Annotated in this window: 15 protein-coding genes; 8 read left to right on the top strand and 7 right to left on the bottom strand. The window is 63.2% G+C overall.

The window, feature by feature from the left end:
• Positions 1-11: 11 nt before the first annotated feature.
• The 3 genes from GA0071312_RS08265 to GA0071312_RS19930 all read right to left on the bottom strand — a co-directional run bounded on the left by GA0071312_RS08265 (position 12) and on the right by GA0071312_RS19930 (position 4,129).
• Positions 12-1,787 carry an SLC13 family permease gene (locus GA0071312_RS08265; RefSeq protein ID WP_074444576.1) on the bottom strand — a complete coding sequence of 592 codons (1,776 nt, stop codon included), beginning with the start codon at positions 1,785-1,787 and terminating at the stop codon, positions 12-14.
• A 250-nt stretch (positions 1,788-2,037) separates the two neighbouring features.
• The gene (locus GA0071312_RS08260; RefSeq protein WP_074444575.1) at positions 2,038-3,687 is read right to left on the bottom strand and encodes a methyl-accepting chemotaxis protein; all 1,650 of its coding nucleotides are present in this window, start codon (positions 3,685-3,687) and stop codon (positions 2,038-2,040) included.
• A gap of 127 nt (positions 3,688-3,814) precedes the next feature.
• Positions 3,815-4,129 carry a hypothetical protein gene (locus GA0071312_RS19930; RefSeq protein WP_165603970.1) on the bottom strand — a complete coding sequence of 105 codons (315 nt, stop codon included), beginning with the start codon at positions 4,127-4,129 and terminating at the stop codon, positions 3,815-3,817.
• Between GA0071312_RS19930 and GA0071312_RS08255 the strand changes: the two genes are divergently transcribed.
• From GA0071312_RS08255 to GA0071312_RS08220, 8 genes are all read left to right on the top strand, one after another.
• Positions 4,122-5,051, top strand: a complete 930-nt coding sequence (locus tag GA0071312_RS08255; protein ID WP_074446011.1) for an NAD(P)H-dependent flavin oxidoreductase — start codon at positions 4,122-4,124, stop codon at positions 5,049-5,051. The two genes, GA0071312_RS19930 and GA0071312_RS08255, sit on opposite strands and share 8 nt — an antisense overlap.
• A complete protein-coding gene (locus GA0071312_RS08250; RefSeq protein WP_083204438.1) occupies positions 5,048-5,692 on the top strand; it encodes a histidine phosphatase family protein in 645 nt (214 codons plus the stop codon). Before GA0071312_RS08255 ends, GA0071312_RS08250 begins: the two co-directional genes overlap by 4 nt.
• Positions 5,693-6,002: 310 nt before the next feature.
• Positions 6,003-7,031: an amino acid ABC transporter substrate-binding protein gene (locus GA0071312_RS08245; protein ID WP_074444573.1), complete on the top strand. Its 1,029-nt coding sequence runs from the start codon at positions 6,003-6,005 to the stop codon at positions 7,029-7,031.
• An 81-nt stretch (positions 7,032-7,112) separates the two neighbouring features.
• Positions 7,113-8,309: an amino acid ABC transporter permease gene (locus GA0071312_RS08240; RefSeq protein ID WP_074444572.1), complete on the top strand. Its 1,197-nt coding sequence runs from the start codon at positions 7,113-7,115 to the stop codon at positions 8,307-8,309.
• 3 nt (positions 8,310-8,312) lie between these two features.
• Complete coding sequence (locus tag GA0071312_RS08235) at positions 8,313-9,668, top strand: amino acid ABC transporter permease (protein WP_074444571.1); 1,356 nt, start codon at positions 8,313-8,315, stop codon at positions 9,666-9,668.
• Positions 9,669-9,754: 86 nt separating this feature from the next.
• Positions 9,755-10,465, top strand: a complete 711-nt coding sequence (locus GA0071312_RS08230) for an amino acid ABC transporter ATP-binding protein (RefSeq protein ID WP_074446010.1) — start codon at positions 9,755-9,757, stop codon at positions 10,463-10,465.
• Between the two features lie 68 nt (positions 10,466-10,533).
• Entirely contained in the window at positions 10,534-11,748 is a 1,215-nt protein-coding gene (locus GA0071312_RS08225; RefSeq protein WP_074444570.1) for a cysteine desulfurase-like protein, read from the top strand.
• Positions 11,749-11,831: 83 nt separating this feature from the next.
• Positions 11,832-12,149 (top strand): DUF6916 family protein, encoded by a 318-nt coding sequence (locus GA0071312_RS08220; RefSeq protein ID WP_074444569.1) that lies wholly within the window; start codon positions 11,832-11,834, stop codon positions 12,147-12,149.
• Between the two features lie 12 nt (positions 12,150-12,161).
• On the opposite strand, the gene lptB is transcribed toward GA0071312_RS08220, so the two are convergent.
• The 4 genes from lptB to GA0071312_RS08200 form a co-directional block, all read right to left on the bottom strand.
• Entirely contained in the window at positions 12,162-13,052 is an 891-nt protein-coding gene (lptB, locus tag GA0071312_RS08215) for an LPS export ABC transporter ATP-binding protein (protein WP_420819960.1), read from the bottom strand.
• A complete protein-coding gene (locus tag GA0071312_RS08210) occupies positions 13,052-13,606 on the bottom strand; it encodes an LptA/OstA family protein (protein ID WP_165603990.1) in 555 nt (184 codons plus the stop codon). The genes lptB and GA0071312_RS08210 overlap by 1 nt, the downstream gene beginning before the upstream one ends.
• Before the next feature lie 80 nt (positions 13,607-13,686).
• The gene (gene lptC, locus GA0071312_RS08205) at positions 13,687-14,280 is read right to left on the bottom strand and encodes an LPS export ABC transporter periplasmic protein LptC (RefSeq protein WP_131817748.1); all 594 of its coding nucleotides are present in this window, start codon (positions 14,278-14,280) and stop codon (positions 13,687-13,689) included.
• 298 nt (positions 14,281-14,578) lie between these two features.
• Positions 14,579-15,394 carry a class I SAM-dependent methyltransferase gene (locus GA0071312_RS08200; RefSeq protein ID WP_165603989.1) on the bottom strand — a complete coding sequence of 272 codons (816 nt, stop codon included), beginning with the start codon at positions 15,392-15,394 and terminating at the stop codon, positions 14,579-14,581.
• Between the last annotated feature and the right edge of the window lie 15 nt (positions 15,395-15,409).

Here is a 15,409-nt window from a genome sequence, read left to right as displayed (position 1 = left end):
GATGCGGTCCTTCATAACGGCCAGACCGTGAGGATCATCGGTACGGCCACGATGATGATGATGATCTGCAAGGGCAGGCCCAGACGCCAGTAATCGCCGAAACGAAAGCCTCCCGGTCCGAGAATCAGCGTGTTGTTCTGATGCCCGATCGGCGTGAGGAAAGCGCAGGACGCCCCCACGGCCACGGCCATGAGAAGCGGATCCGGACTGACGCCGAGGGTTTCGGCTGCACCGAGCGCGACCGGCGCCATCACGGCGGCCGTGGCGGCATTGTTCATGAAATCGGTCAGCCACATGGTGAGGATCAGCATGACGATCACGGCGAATACGGCATTGCCGCCGCCGAGATCCTCGAACAACAACCCTGCCACGGCCGCAGCAGCGCCTGTCGCCTGGACGGCGCCGGCCACCGGGATCAGCGCACCGAGCAGGACGATGACCGACCAGTCGATGGCCTCGTAGACCCGTCGCACCGGCACGATGTCGAGGGCGACATAGGCGAGCGCGCCCATGGCGAAGGCGACTTCGACACGCAGCAGGCCGGAGGCGGTTGCGGCGATGGCGGCGAGCATCAGCGCACCCGCAACCAGACCATCGCGCTTGCCCGGGAAATGCAGCGCCCGCTCGGCCAGCGGCACGCATTCGTAATGCACCACGAATTCATTGAGCGTCTCGCTCGGCCCTTGCAACAGCAGCACGTCACCGGGCGAAAGGCGCGTACTGCGCAGCCGTGTCAGCGAGCGCCTTCCCTGTCGCGAGATCGCCAGCAGGTTGATGCCAAGCCGCCGGCGCAGACGCAGATGCTGGGCCGTGCGCCCGGCAAGCGGCGAACCGGGGCGCACCGCCACTTCGAGCAACACCGTGCGCCCGGCGGTCACGACCTTGGGCATCTCGTCCGAACGATCTTCCTCGAGCTTCAGACCGAGCTTGCCGAGGGCGCCCCCGAGCACCTTCGAATCGGCCTCGATCACCAGAATGTCACCCGCCTGGACGATATGCTCGGGATGCGGCGCGGGGATGCGTGTCTTGTCGCGCACGAGCCCGACCACCTGCGCATCGACTTTTTCCAGCTGGACCTCGACTTCACGCAGGCTCATGCCGACGGCGGAGGCGGCCTCGGTCACGCGCGCCTCGGTCAGATAGGCGCCGATATTGAAATCGGGCGCCGAGGCACGGTTGCGCTGCGGCACGAGGAAGCGGGCCGCGATGATGATGAAGGTGATGCCCACAGCCGCGACAGCGAGGCCGACAGGCGCGAAATCGAACATGCCGAATGCCGGTCTTTCCTCATTGGCGCGGAACGTGGCGACGATCAGATTTGGCGGCGTCCCGATCAGGGTGGTCATGCCTCCCAGAATCGAGGCGAAGGAAAGCGGCATCAGCATCTGGCCAGGCGCGATCTCGAGCCGCCGCGCCGCATCGAGAGCAATCGGCATCATCAGCGCAAGCGCCCCGACATTGTTCATGAAGGCCGAAAAGCAGCCCGCCATCACGCACAGCCCGATCATCACCGCCCCGGGCCCGGCATGCGCCGGCATCGCCTTGCGGGCGATCCAGTCGACGGCGCCGCTGGTTGATAATCCGCGGCTGAGAATCAGCACGCAGGCGACGGTGATGACGGCGGGGTGGCCGAAACCGGCGAAAGCCCCCTCCCCCGGCACCAGCCCGAGCAGAATACAGGCGAGCAATGCAGCGAGGGCCACCAGATCATGGCGCCAGCGTCCCCACATAAAGACGGCCATCGCCACCGCGAGAACCGCCAGAATCAGCGATTGCTGCCCCGTCATGACACGATCCCGACGTGACAATCAGGGATTGCCGCTAGCAATATCAGCAATGATACCGACCTCGCAGATGTTGCGCTGCGGGTAGTCATAACAGCCATGTACGGGGCCTGTCTTCCCGAAACCCTGCATTCTTTTCGGGCACGGGACGCGGCGCACCAGAGCCGTTGCGGCCTCGCCGCTGACGCGAAGAGCCCCGCCGAAGCGGGGCCCGTCATGACTGTATCATCTGTCGCGGATGGCTGCGAGTGCCTCAGGCGGCGACGCGCGACAGGAATGCGTCCACCGTTTCGCGCATGCGCCGGGCTTCGGCCGCGACCTCGCCGGAGGCGCCATTGACGTCGGCCACGGCCTGCTCCGTCTGGACCACACCCTGTTCGACCTCGCCGAGATCGGATGCGACTTCCATGGTCGAGGCGTTGGCGCCGGCAACGCTGCTGGCGATCTCGCCAATGGCGACAGCCTGCTGTTCGATCGAGCTTGCGACAGCGCCGGCAAAGGCCTCGATGCCGGTCATGCGCTCGGCGATCCCGTCCATCTCACCGACCATGCGATCGGTCGCGCTCAGGATCGCCTGGACCTGATCGACGATGCGATCGGTCGCGGATGCGGTCTGGCCGGCGAGGGCCTTCACCTCGGCGGCGACGACGGCGAACCCCTTGCCGGCCTCACCGGCCCGTGCGGCCTCGATCGTCGCGTTGAGCGCAAGCAGATTGGTCTGCTCGGCGATCGCCTGGATCAGCTTGACCACTTCCTGAATACTGGCCGCCGTACCCGCAAGATCCTTCATGCCAGTGGCGGTTTCGCGCGAGGCGCCGGCGGCACCGACGATGTCACCACGGATCTTCACCACCTGGCTCTCGACATCGTTGATCGCGGCGCTCATCTCCTCGGTGGCCTGCGCCGCGTTGCCGACGGCGGACGAGGCTGCTCCCGAAGACCCCGCCGCGCTGCGGGTCTTGCTGGCCGTTGCGGCAGCGACTTCGGAGAGCGTTGCGGAGACCGCATCAAGGCGCCCGGCATTGCTCTCGAAGGAAGCCAGTGCTGCCGTTACGTCAGCCCGGAAGCCGGAAATGGCTTCGTCGACCGCCCGCTGGCGCTCGGCCTTTTCAGCCTCGTCGCTGGCGCGCCGCGCCTGCAAGGTCTCACGATCGGCGAGATTCTCGCGAAACACCTTCAGCGCACTGGCGATGGCGCCAATCTCGTCGCGACGACCCTGACCCGGGATCGCGGTATCGAGCCGCCCCTCCGACAGGCCGACCACGGCACCGGTGATCGGGCGCAGAGGCGCCATCATGCGCGCGAGCGCGAACCAGAGGACGAGCGCGACACCGCCGAGTACCGCGAGCCCGCCGGCAATGATCGCGGCCGTCTCCGCAGCGATGCCGGTCGCAAGCCGCGCACGGGAGAATTCCATGGCGACATATCCGACGAGGCGCTGATCGGAGCCGATACGCAAGGCGCGGACATGCATCAGGCTGTCTCCCCGGTCGAGCGTGTAGACGGGATTGTCCGCGACGAAATCGAAGGGCATGTCACCGACAGCCGCCTCGATCACCTGCGGGTTGAAAGCGGAACTCGGCTCGCCATCGGCGCCGATGCTGGTGAGCGGGAAAAAGTCGTTGGCGACGAGGCCGTGCATGAAATCCGGGTCGCGCGCGACCGAGGCGAGCAAGTTGCTCAGCGTGGTGGTGTCATTGCCCATGACCAGGATCGGCGCGGCATTGGCGACCATCGCGGTGAGATCGTCGGTTTTCTGCACGAATTCCGCGCGTGACGTCTGCGCATTATAGATTGTCAGACCCGCGATCGCCGCACCGAGCGTGCCGGCCACGACAGCGACTGCGACGAGGACGATCCGTATGCTGAGAGAATTGAAGAGATTCCGCACTTTCGAGAGCATGGATACCACTTTCCTTAAAAGAGATGCCGTATAGATGCGACATACGGCCTTAAATGGCGGTTAATTGCCAAAAATGACGCAAGGGAAATGCTGACAAAATCACCCTGATTATCGACCATCGATTGTTTTAGCGGTGCATGATCATGCCCGCAGGCAATGCCGGACAATCCTTTTCAAAACTATCTTTAATTGTACTCAATCCTTGGTATTTTTCCGCCGGCCCTGCGCAGATTCGCATACCGGCTTGCGCGGCGGGTTGTGGACTGGTGCTTTCGCCGTGAACCGCTATCTTCCCCGCCAGTGCGCAATACGTCACCGACAGCCGGGCGGGCCCCATGACCGAACAGCCGATATCCGCAAGAACGCCTTCACCGCAAACGTCCTGGCGCCAGCTTTTCGCGGGCCGGCTCGGGCTGCCCGTGATCGGGGCGCCGATGTTCATCGTCTCCGGGCCGGACCTCGTCATCGCCCAGTGCAAGGCGGGGATCGTGGGCTCGTTTCCGGCGCTGAACGCCCGCCCCGCCTCGATGCTCGATGAATGGATCGCGCGGATCAGGGAAGAGCTTGCCGCCCATGACGCGGCCAATCCGGATCGCCCTTCGGCCCCCTTTGCCGTGAACCAGATCGTGCACCGCTCGAATGACCGCCTCGATCACGACATGGCGATCTGCGAGAAGCACAAGGTGCCGATCGTGATCACCTCCCTCGGCGCGCGCCCGGAGGTCAACCAGGCGGTGCAGGGCTGGGGCGGCGTCACATTGCATGACGTGATCAATCTGCGCTTTGCCCACAAGGCAATCGAGAAGGGGGCGACCGGGCTCATCGCCGTGGCCGCAGGTGCCGGCGGCCACGGCGGGACGCTGTCTCCCTTCGCGCTGATCAGCGAGATCCGGGCCTTCTTCGATGGACCGCTCGCGCTTTCGGGCGCCATCGCCACCGGGGGCGGGATCCGCGCGGCGGAGATGATGGGCGCCGATTTCGCCTATATCGGCTCCCCCTTCATCGCCACGCGCGAGGCCAATGCGGCGGATGCCTACAAGCAGATGATCGTGGAGGGCAGCGCCGACGACATCCTCTATACCAACTATTTCTCCGGCATTCACGGCAACTATCTCAAGCCCTCGATCCGCGCCGCCGGCCATGACCCCGATATGCTGGGCGAGGCCGATCCCTCGAAGATGAATTTCGGCGCGAGCGGCGCGGGCGGCGACAAGAAGGTCTGGCGCGACGTCTGGGGCGCAGGCCAGGGGATCGGTGCGGTGGATTCGGTGGAGAAAGCCGCCGCGCGCGTCGCGCGGCTCGATACCCAATACCGCGCCGCGCTGGCCGCAGAGCGGCGTTTCGCGCTCAGGGCATCGGCATGAAGAGCCAGACGGTCGCTGATGCGCGGATCACGCGCTGGTGGTGGATCCGCCACGCACCCGTGGTCGGCGATGGCGGGCGCATCTACGGTCAGGCCGATCTCGATTGCGATTGCTCGGACATCCCCGTCTTCGCGGCGCTGGGGCGGATGCTGCCGCGCGAGCCGCTCTGGCTGACCTCGAATCTCGCACGAACCCGTCAGACGGCACAGGCCATCATGACGCAACGCGCCGACGAGGAGAGCGCCTGCACACCGATCAAGGATTTTGCTGAACAGTTTTTAGGCGATTGGCAGGGGCTGCCGCGCGAGGCATTCTTCGCCGGCCGCCGGCCCCAGGCGGGGAGCTACTGGTTCGGTCCCGCTGATGAACGCGCGCCGGGCGGTGAGAGTTTCATCGATCTGTGCGCACGCGTGGAACCCGCGATCGCGCGGCTCAATCAGGAGCATGCGGGGCGCGATATCGTGGCTGTTGCCCATGGCGGCACGATTCGTGCCGCATTGCGGCTCGCACTCGGGATCGACGCCCAGACCGCCCTGGCCTTTGCCATACGCAATTGCGCACTCACGCGGATCGACCATGTCGCGCTCGCGGACGAGGCGGGCTGGCGTGTTGGCTTCGTTAACTTTTATCCTTTGGGATGAGAAGCGCAGCGCCCAATAGCTGTGCTGCCTGCAATTTCTACAAAAATTTCGGCACCATGCCTGAAAGGTAAGCAGGGCTGTCGCAAAAAGCGCTTGCAACACAAAGCCCTGTGGTGATTGCATAGCAGGGATGAGCCTGCCTTATATGCGGCGATTGCCGGCAAGGCTGCGCATCAGAGCTTTTCTGCCTGCACGGGCGTTGTGCACATCATGCGATGCTGCGACGCCCGGCTGGCTGAAAAAGTTAATGACGAAGGGGCGGAAACAAGCCCCTCGGCATGTCAAAGAATATCCAGAAGGGGACTCCTCAATGTTGAAAAAAATCGTACCGGTTGCTGCAACTCTGGCAGCGGCACTGTCCTACACAACCGCCGCGAGCGCGCAGCAAACCCTTGAGACCGTGCAGGAGCGCGGCAACCTGAACTGCCAGGTCGGCCTGCCCACACCGGGCTTCTACAATCTCGACTCTGATGGCAACTGGTCAGGCATCGACGTCGATGTCTGCCGCGCCGTCGCCGCAGCCATCTTCGACGATCCGGAGGCGGTTGACTTCCAGTCGGTCACCTCGGCCGTGCGCTTCACCTCGCTCGCCAACGGCGAGTCGGACATGCTCAGCCGTACCACCACCTGGACTGCGGTGCGTGACACCCAGCTCGGCCTGGACTTCACCACCATCAATTTCTATGACGGCCAGGGCTTCCTGGTGCCGGAGGATTCCGGCATCACCTCCACGCTGGAACTCGACGGCGCCACGGTCTGCGTGCTGACCGGCACCACCACCGAACTCAACCTGGCGGATTACTTCCGTGCCAACAACATGGAGTTCACCCCCGTCACGAACGAGAACGTCAACGTTCTCGTCGAAACCTATCTCGGTGGCGGCTGCGACGCCTACACCAACGACAAGTCGGGCCTCGCCGCCCGCCGTTCGGCCTTCCCGAACCCGGACGAGCACGTCATCCTGCCCGAGACGGTCTCCAAGGAACCGCTCGGCCCGGTCGTGCGCAATGACGATAGCGCCTGGGCTGACATCGTGCGCTGGACCCTGTTCGGCATGATCGAAGCCGAAGAGCTGGGCGTGTCTTCTGAAAACGTCGAAGAGATGCTCGAATCCGATTCCCCCGCGATCCGTCGCCTGCTCGGCGTCGAGGGCAATATCGGCGAGGAAATGGGCCTCGCGCCGGACTTCATGGTCAACGTCCTGCGCCATGTCGGCAATTACGGCGAGATCTACGAGGCCAATATCGGCGAAGATACGCCGGTCGGCATCCCGCGCGCCGGGACGCAGAACGATCTGTGGACCCGTGGCGGCCTGATCTACGCGATGCCCTTCCGTTGATCGGCACGTGACCCCGGCCCGGCTCCCTCGCGGAGCCGGGCTTTCCGGCGACAGTTCAGACGTCCCTGCGCGGAGCGCCCGATGGCCATCACCGAATCGACCTCGATGCGAGGCTCGAAACCCTCGTCGTCAATTCTGAACAACGAGACGTTTCGCTCGATCGTCTTCCAGTTCGTCACAGTCGTCTGCATCTTCGGGCTCGGCTGGTTCTTCGTCACGAACACCATCGAGAACATGTCCCAGCGCGGCATGTCGGCGGGGTTCGGGTTCCTCGATTCCTCCGCAGGTTTCGGCATCAGCTTCACGCTGATTCCCTACACGGAGAGCGACAGCTATTTCCGCGTCTTCCAGGTCGGTATCGCCAACACGCTGCTCGTGGCGGTGATCAGTATTTTCGGCGCCACCGTGATCGGCCTGATCGTCGGGCTGATGCGCATGTCGAAGAACTGGCTCGTGCGCACCATCGCGCGCTGGTATATCGAGATCCTGCGCAACACGCCCCTGCTCCTGCAGATCATCGCCTGGTATTTCGGCGTGTTCAATCTGCTGCCCCGCCCGCGCGACAGCCTCGACTGGGGCGGGCTGTTCTTCCTCAACAATCGCGGCTTCTACATGCCCGGCCCGATCCCCGGCGACGGTTTCACCGTGACGCTGATTGCGCTCGTGATTGCCATCGCGGCTGCGGTCGGCCTGCGCTACTGGGCGCGCAAGCGACAGGAAGCAACCGGCAAGTATTTCCCGGCCGTAAGTGTCGGGCTCGCCGTGATCGTGGCGTTGCCGCTCGCGATCTTCCTGCTCTCCGGGGCGCCGCTGGCCTGGGACGTCCCCGTCCTGCAGGGCTTCAATTATCGCGGTGGCGTCAGTGTCCCGCCCGCCCTGTGCGCCCTGGTGCTGGCCTTGGCGATCTATACTTCCTGCTTCATCGCGGAGATCGTGCGCTCGGGCGTGCAATCGGTCAGCCACGGGCAGACGGAAGCCGCGCGCGCACTCGGCGTGAAGCCTTCATGGACCATGCGTCTGATCATTCTTCCGCAGGCGCTGCGGGTGATCATTCCGCCGCTGATCAGCCAGTATCTGAACGTCACCAAGAATTCCTCGCTGGCCATCGCCATCGGCTTCCCCGATCTCGTGAGTGTGTGGATGAACACTTCTCTGAACCAGTCCGGGCGCGCGATCCCGATCGTCGCCATGACCATGGCCTTCTACTGCCTCGTGAGCCTGTTCGTGTCGCTGATCATGAACGCCTATAACCGCCGCATTCTCCTGAAGGAGCGCTGAGAGATGAGCGACTCCACCACCACCAGAACGCAGCCGCTGATCTTCCAGCCGAAGCCGGAGCGGGCCGCCCCGCCGAGCACCGTCGGTGTCGTCGGCTGGATGCGCGAGAACCTGTTCTCCAGCGTCTCCAACACGCTGATGACGATCCTTGGCGCCTATATCGTCTATGTCTTCCTTGCCTCGGTGCTGAACTGGGCCTTGTTCAACGCGGTCTGGGAGGCGGAAAACCGGCGTGAATGTCTCGATCTGGTCGGGCGCTCCGGAGCCTGCTGGCCAGGCGTGATGCAATGGTTCGACAACCTGATCTACGGGCTCTACCCCAAGGATCAGATCTGGCGCATCAATCTTGGTTTTCTCGCGCTGATCCTGTGGGTCGCGCCGCTCTGGTTCCCCAAGGTCCAGTCCAAGGTCGCGATCGGCATCACCGCCGTGATGCTCTACCCGTTCCTGGCCTCCTATTTCTTCCTCGGTGGCGACAAGGGCGTGTTCTGGACCGCGCTGGTCTCTGCGGGGCTGACCGGGCTGATCTGGGTCTGGCTCACCGTCTTTACCGAATTGCGCTACGGCAGGAGTTTCACCCGCACCATGGGCGCGATCCTCGGCAATTCCGGCAAGTCGGAGGAAGAGCAGCTTAAATTCGGGCGGCTTTCGCTCATCGGCGTCTTCGTCATCGCGGTGGTGCTGGTGTCGCAATGGGAATTGTCCTTCGTCTCCACACGGCAATGGGGCGGGCTGTTCCTGACCCTGGTGATCTCCGGCATCGGCATCACCTTCTCGCTCCCCTCCGGCATTCTGCTGGCGCTGGGGCGGCGTTCGACCATGCCGCTGATCCGGATGATCTGTACCGGTTTCATCGAGCTGTTCCGCTCGGTGCCGCTGATCACCATCCTGTTCATGTTCAACACCATGCTGCCCCTGTTCCTGCCGGTGGGCGTGGAGGTGAACCAGCTGGTGCGGGCCATCGTCGCCGTCTGTCTCTTCGCCGCCGCCTACATGGCGGAGGTGATCCGTGGCGGGCTGCAGGCGATTCCCAAGGGGCAGTACGAAGCTGCTGCCGCAATGGGGCTGGGCTACTGGCAGGCAACGACGCTGATCATCATGCCGCAGGCGTTGAAGATCATGATCCCGACCATCGTCGGCAACTTCATCGGCTTGTTCAAGGACACCACCCTGGTTTCGATCATCGGCCTGTTCGACCTGCTCAACATGGCGCGTTCGGTGGGTGAGGATACGCGCTGGCTGGGCCTGTTCATCGAGCCGTTCTTCTTCATCACGATGATCTACTTCTTCTTCTGCTTCCTGATGTCGCAATATTCGATCAACCTCGAGCGCAAGCTCGAAGCCGGCGCACGACGCTGAGGGAGGATGACGTGAGCACGGATACGATCGAAAAGACGGCGACACGTTCCGCCAAAAGTGGCCAGCCGGTGATCGAACTGGTCGGCATGAGCAAGTGGTACGGCAATTTCCAGGTGCTGAAGGATATCGACCTGACGGTCTATGAGGGGGAGCGGATCGTCGTCTGCGGCCCGTCGGGATCGGGAAAATCGACCATGATCCGCTGCATCAACCAGCTGGAATTCCACCAGGAAGGCGACGTCATCATTCATGGCAAGGCCTATGGCAAGGACGAGAAGCAGAACGACCTGATCCGCCGCGATATCGGCATGGTCTTCCAGAGCTTCAACCTGTTCCCGCATCTCTCGGTGCTGGAGAACTGCACCATGGCCCAGATCTGGGTGAAGGAGACCCCCAAGGCCGAGGCGGAGGCGGTTGCGATGCATTTTCTGGAGCGGGTGCGCATTCCCGAACAGGCACATAAATACCCGCTCCAGCTCTCCGGCGGACAGCAGCAGCGCGTCGCCATTGCCCGCGCGCTATGCATGAATCCGAAGATCATGCTGTTCGACGAGCCCACTTCCGCACTCGATCCGGAAATGATCAACGAGGTGCTGGAAGCCATGATCGAACTGGCGCAATCGGGCATGACCATGATCGTGGTCACGCACGAGATGAATTTCGCCCGCAAGGTGGCCGACCGGGTCATCTTCATGGATCAGGGTGAAATCGTCGAACAGGCGCCACCTCATGCGTTTTTCGACAATCCACAATATGACCGCACGCAACTGTTCCTGAGCCAGATCCTGCACCATTAAACAGGCAACGCTACCGCGGGTCGCCCCTTCGTTCCCCGTGCGCGCTTCGTCCTCGTCAAGGAGGCCTCATGGCTCTCGATCTCGCGCATGTGCGCAGCCAGTTCCCGGCTCTCGCGGATGGTTTCGCCTATTTCGACAATGCCGGCGGCTCGCTCGTGCTCAAGCCCGTGGCCGAACGGATCAGCGACTATCTGCTCACCACCAGCGTGCAGACCGGCGCCTCCTACAGCCACTCGCAGCGCGCGACGGCGCGGGTGCAGGAGGCGCGCGCTGCGATCGCGCGCTACATGAATGCGCAGCGCCCGGAGGAGATCGTGCTCGGCGCCTCCGCCACCATGATGATGCGCACCCTGGCCCAGGCGATGGCCGGCCAGTTCCAGCCCGGCGACGAGGTGATCCTCACCAATTTCGACCACGAGACCAATATCGGCCCCTGGTTGACGCTGGAAGCGCGCGGGGTCGTTTTCAAGTTCTGGGAGATCAACCAGGAGACCGCCACGGTCGATCTGGCCGATCTCGATGCGCTGATGAGCGAGAACACGAAGCTCGTCTGCGTCACGCATGTCTCCAACATCCTGGGCACGATCAACCCGATCCGCGCCATTGCCGACAGGGTCCATGCGGGCGGCGCGAAACTCGTGGTCGATGGTGTTGCCTATGCGCCGCACCGCGCCGTCGATGTGCAGGCGCTGGATGCCGATTATTATGTTTTCAGTTTCTATAAAACCTACGGCCCGCATTTTGCCGTGCTCTACGGTCGCTACGACTTGCTGCGTGAACTGGATAATCTGTACCATTATTTCTATGACAAGGACAAAGTCCCCGCCAAGCTGGAGCCCGGCAATACCAATTACGAACTCGCCTGGGGCTCTGCCGGCATCGTGGATTACTTTGATGAGCTGGGCGGCGGCACTGGCGATCATGCTGCCATCGCGCGCGCCTTCGAGGATGTCGCCGCGCACGAGGCCGTGATCGGCGAGCGGCTGCTTGCCTATCTGCGCGGCAAGAATGGCGTGCGCATCATCGGTGAGCGCGGCTCCGACAAGGCGACGCGGGTACCGACCATCTCCTTCAAGGCGGACGGGATCGACAGTGCAGCGATCGTGCGCAAGGTCGATGCGGCGCAGATCGGCATTCGCTTCGGCGATTTCCACTCCCGCCGCCTGGTGGAATCACTCGGCCTGAGCCCGATGGGGGGCGTGGTGCGCGTCTCGATGGTACATTACAACACCCTTGAGGAAGTCGACCGCGTCATCGCGGCTTTGGACGAGGCGATGGCGTGATCGGCCTTCTTGTTCGCATGTAAGCTGTTTCATCGAGCGAATCATGCTATCCAAGATCGTATCAAGCGATCAGGGATGGCAGGATGCTCGACAAACTGACTTACGACGATTTCAAGGATTATCGCAGCAAGACCTTCACGCTCGAAGGTATCGGCGGACAGGTGGAGATGCGCCTGCTCGATGTGCGACTCTCGCCTTATCCGGGTTTGCCGGGCCAGCGCCAGCCCTTCGCGATCCTCTTCGTCGCCCCCGACAAACCCCCACTCGACGGGCAGATGTACAACATCCGCCATCCTGGTCGTGGCCTCGTTGAAGGCATGTTCATCACACCCGTCGTTCCGCCGCCGGAATTCATCCAGAAGACCCGGGAAATGCGCTTTTACGAAGCGATCTTCAACTGAACCAGTGCATTCTCAGAGGCGGAAATCCTCGCCGAGATAGAGCTTGCGCACATCCGGATTCGCGACGATCTCCTGCGGCGTGCCTTCGGTGAGAACACGGCCGGAATGGATGATATAGGCCCGGTCGATCAGGCCGAGCGTCTCGCGCACATTGTGATCGGTGATCAGCACCCCGATCCCGCGCCGGGTCAGGTGGCGGACCAGATTCTGGATATCGCCGACCGCGATCGGATCGATGCCGGCAAAAGGCTCGTCGAGCAGCATGAAGGCGGGATCGCTTGCGAGCGCGCGTGCGATCTCGCAGCGCCGGCGTTCGCCGCCCGACAGTGCGATGGAGGGCGTCTTGCGCAGCCGCTCGATATGGAATTCCGCCAGAAGCGCATCCAGCTTTTCCCGGCGCCGCCGACGATCGGGCTCGACCACTTCGAGCACGGCGCGGATATTGTCCTCGACATTGAGGCCACGAAAGATCGACGCTTCCTGAGGGAGGTAGCCGATACCCAGTCGCGCACGCCGATACATCGGCAGCGCCGTCACATCGGATCCTTCCAGACTGATGACGCCCTGATCCGCCCCGACGAGCCCGGTGATCATGTAGAAGATCGTGGTCTTGCCGGCACCGTTGGGCCCAAGCAGACCGACGGCCTCCCCGCGTCGCACGGTCAGGCCGGCATCCTGCACCACGGTGCGATCACCATAGCGTTTCTGCAAGCCCTTCACGGCCAGCACGCCCGGCCCGCCGAAAGCTCCTTCGCCGGTCTGCTCAAGCGCACCGCCGGGAGCGGCATTCTGCATCGGATAGTCGAATTGATCGTTCACGGTCTCGGGCTCATCCCCGGTCTGAGATTGCATTCTGCTGTAATCCAGGCGGCTGTCGCGCGCAATCACGCGCTCAACGATCATCACTCATCTGCGCCGCCGGGGACGAACAGGCCGCGCACCCGCTGCGTTCCGCCGGATTCGACATTCGCGACACCGCGATCGATATCGTAGACGAGTCGCTCCCCGCGTGTGACGTTCCGGCCCTGGCTGAGCGCGACATTGCCGCTGATGACCATCTGGCCGCTGGCACGGTCATACACCGCCTGATCACCGGTCGCGACCTGGTCCTCCGAGAGGATGGTGACCGGCCCGGCGCATTCGATCCTGCGGATCGCATCCCCGGCATCATCGCCGCCCCCGCCCGTCGGATTGCGCTCGAAATGGATCGTGAGTTCCGCGCAGCGGATCGTGGTGTCGCCCTGCACGGCCACGACATTGCCGGCATAGACGGCGCGGTTCTCCCGGTCGAACACGTCGAGACGATCGGCATCAATCCGGATCGGCGCATCTGATTCAGAGCCCAGCCCGCCGAAGGCGCGATCGGGATTCTGCGCCTGCGCCGATACCGTCATCAGCAGCGCAACGACGATACCGAAACCGAGAAGCAGGACACGCGCCAGCGCATTCCAACGCATCGGCAATCGGGGCGGGCGCGGGGCATGCACACATGCATGAGGGCGGGATGAGGGGAACGCTGTCATTGGCTCTGCGTCTTTCAGCGGGTGGAATCGGTACCGGACGGATCGGCCGGCGCGGGAGCGACATTCTGTGCGTCGCCGCCCAGCCTCGGCGCGGCGAGAACGCTCTCGACCCCGCCCTCGAAACTGATCACGTCGCCGCCATCGGAAATGCGCATGCTGCGTGCCTTTATCGTCCCTTCAGTAAAGGTAAGCGAGACGGGCGCGTCGGATACGACCGTTCCGGCGCCGAAATCGATATCGGCGACGCTGAGATCCAGAACATAGCCCGTCGAGGAGACGACGCGGACATCGCGCTCCAGCACGAGATACTCGCTCTGCGTATCGAAACGCCCGCTGGCGGCCTCGATCCGCGCAGTCTGGCCGGCATCATCGATGGTGATATTGGCGCGCAATTCGCGCAAATCGACCAGATGCGGCTCGCGCACATCCTGCGAAGCATCTTCCGCCGTGACCTCATAGGGCCGCGTCTCGTCCTGGAAACCGCGCAAGCGCGGCGCATCCATGACGACGCGGGTACCGGACACGCTGATCGGGCCGATGCTGATGCCGCCGTAACGTGCGAAGGGATTGAACCAGGTCAGGGCGAAGAGGAAAACGACTGCGAGCACAGCGGCGATCGGTATGGCGCGACGCAGGAACCGCACGCGGCGGGAATGACGCACGGCGCGGGCATGTTCGCGCCGGTGCCTCTCATGCCACCGGGCGCGCTGCATGCTATCGTGACGACCTCGCCCATCAAGCACCCGATCATGCGTCGGCATCTGCGTCGCGGTCAATTCAATCGTATCCCGTCAAAAAAGCTCTCGCAGAAGATCGCGCGCCACACCATCGCATGTCGATCCTCTGTCCGCGCGCCATTCTGATATGGTACATCAATGGCGCATTTATGTCCCCATGACAAAACCTCTATTTCCATGTGGCGCGCAGGATTGCCCACATATTGTCATCCGTCGGCAGCGACCAGAGCAGGGGCAGTTCCACGTCGAACCCATGGCGCGCAGCCATCTGCGTGAGTGACGACTTGGTGAAATAGTTCACGTGATCGGGAATACGGAAACCGCACCAGTTCCCACCCATCACCATACGGTTGAGACTGCCGTAATTGGGGACCTTGACGATCGCGACGCCCCCGGGGCGTAGGACGCGAGCCAGTTCGGCCAGCACCTCATTGGGATAGGCCTCGTGTTCGAGATAGGAGCGCAGGACTGCCGCGTCGAAAAAACCCTCTGCAAATGTCGCAAGGCCGGCCCGGCTTTCCGCATGCACACAATGCCCGCCATGGGGCGCAAAACTGTCGGCCGCTTCCTGCGCGAGTGCGCGCGACAATTCGATACCGAACGGCACGAAATCTCCCAGGAAAGGCAATGCGTGCGAGCCGGTACCGCAACCGATATCGAGCACGCGTCCACCATCGACCCGAGCGCGAACGAGATTTTCGGGGCGCGCACGCGGAATCAGGCGATGGCGCCAGCGCGTCGCATCCTCGAGCCATTGCAGCACCGAAACGCGCTTTCGCCGCTCCGTCTTCTCGCGCTCGAATTGCTTTTCCCAGGCCAGATCATCGACAAAGGCCTCCGCCGGAGCAAATTGCGGCATGTAGACGAAGCCGCAGACCCGGCACCCGGCGACCGACCAGCCATCACGGGACAGCACCTGGCGGTCTTCCTCGGGATCATGCCTTGTAGCGCATGACGGGCACGGGCGCTCGTGCTTCTCAACCATGTTCAGACCCCGCAT

It is taken from the genome of Saliniramus fredricksonii (genome assembly GCF_900094735.1).
Classification (GTDB): Bacteria; Pseudomonadota; Alphaproteobacteria; order Rhizobiales; family Beijerinckiaceae; genus Saliniramus; species Saliniramus fredricksonii.
This window is presented reverse-complemented; position numbering and strand designations above follow the sequence as displayed.

Bases quoted from the DNA above. Each gene is read 5' to 3' on its own strand.
- GA0071312_RS08265 (WP_074444576.1), bottom strand. From the start codon at position 1,787: ATGACGGGGCAGCAATCGCTGATTCTGGCGGTTCTCGCGGTGGCGATG.
- GA0071312_RS08260 (WP_074444575.1), bottom strand. From the start codon at position 3,687: ATGCTCTCGAAAGTGCGGAATCTCTTCAATTCTCTCAGCATACGGATC.
- GA0071312_RS08255 (WP_074446011.1), top strand. From the start codon at position 4,122: ATGTTCATCGTCTCCGGGCCGGACCTCGTCATCGCCCAGTGCAAGGCG.
- GA0071312_RS19930 (WP_165603970.1), bottom strand. From the start codon at position 4,129: ATGAACATCGGCGCCCCGATCACGGGCAGCCCGAGCCGGCCCGCGAAA.
- GA0071312_RS08250 (WP_083204438.1), top strand. From the start codon at position 5,048: ATGAAGAGCCAGACGGTCGCTGATGCGCGGATCACGCGCTGGTGGTGG.
- GA0071312_RS08245 (WP_074444573.1), top strand. From the start codon at position 6,003: ATGTTGAAAAAAATCGTACCGGTTGCTGCAACTCTGGCAGCGGCACTG.
- GA0071312_RS08240 (WP_074444572.1), top strand. From the start codon at position 7,113: ATGGCCATCACCGAATCGACCTCGATGCGAGGCTCGAAACCCTCGTCG.
- GA0071312_RS08235 (WP_074444571.1), top strand. From the start codon at position 8,313: ATGAGCGACTCCACCACCACCAGAACGCAGCCGCTGATCTTCCAGCCG.
- GA0071312_RS08230 (WP_074446010.1), top strand. From the start codon at position 9,755: ATGAGCAAGTGGTACGGCAATTTCCAGGTGCTGAAGGATATCGACCTG.
- GA0071312_RS08225 (WP_074444570.1), top strand. From the start codon at position 10,534: ATGGCTCTCGATCTCGCGCATGTGCGCAGCCAGTTCCCGGCTCTCGCG.
- GA0071312_RS08220 (WP_074444569.1), top strand. From the start codon at position 11,832: ATGCTCGACAAACTGACTTACGACGATTTCAAGGATTATCGCAGCAAG.
- lptB (WP_420819960.1), bottom strand. From the start codon at position 13,052: ATGATCGTTGAGCGCGTGATTGCGCGCGACAGCCGCCTGGATTACAGC.
- GA0071312_RS08210 (WP_165603990.1), bottom strand. From the start codon at position 13,606: ATGCGTTGGAATGCGCTGGCGCGTGTCCTGCTTCTCGGTTTCGGTATC.
- GA0071312_RS08200 (WP_165603989.1), bottom strand. From the start codon at position 15,394: ATGGTTGAGAAGCACGAGCGCCCGTGCCCGTCATGCGCTACAAGGCAT.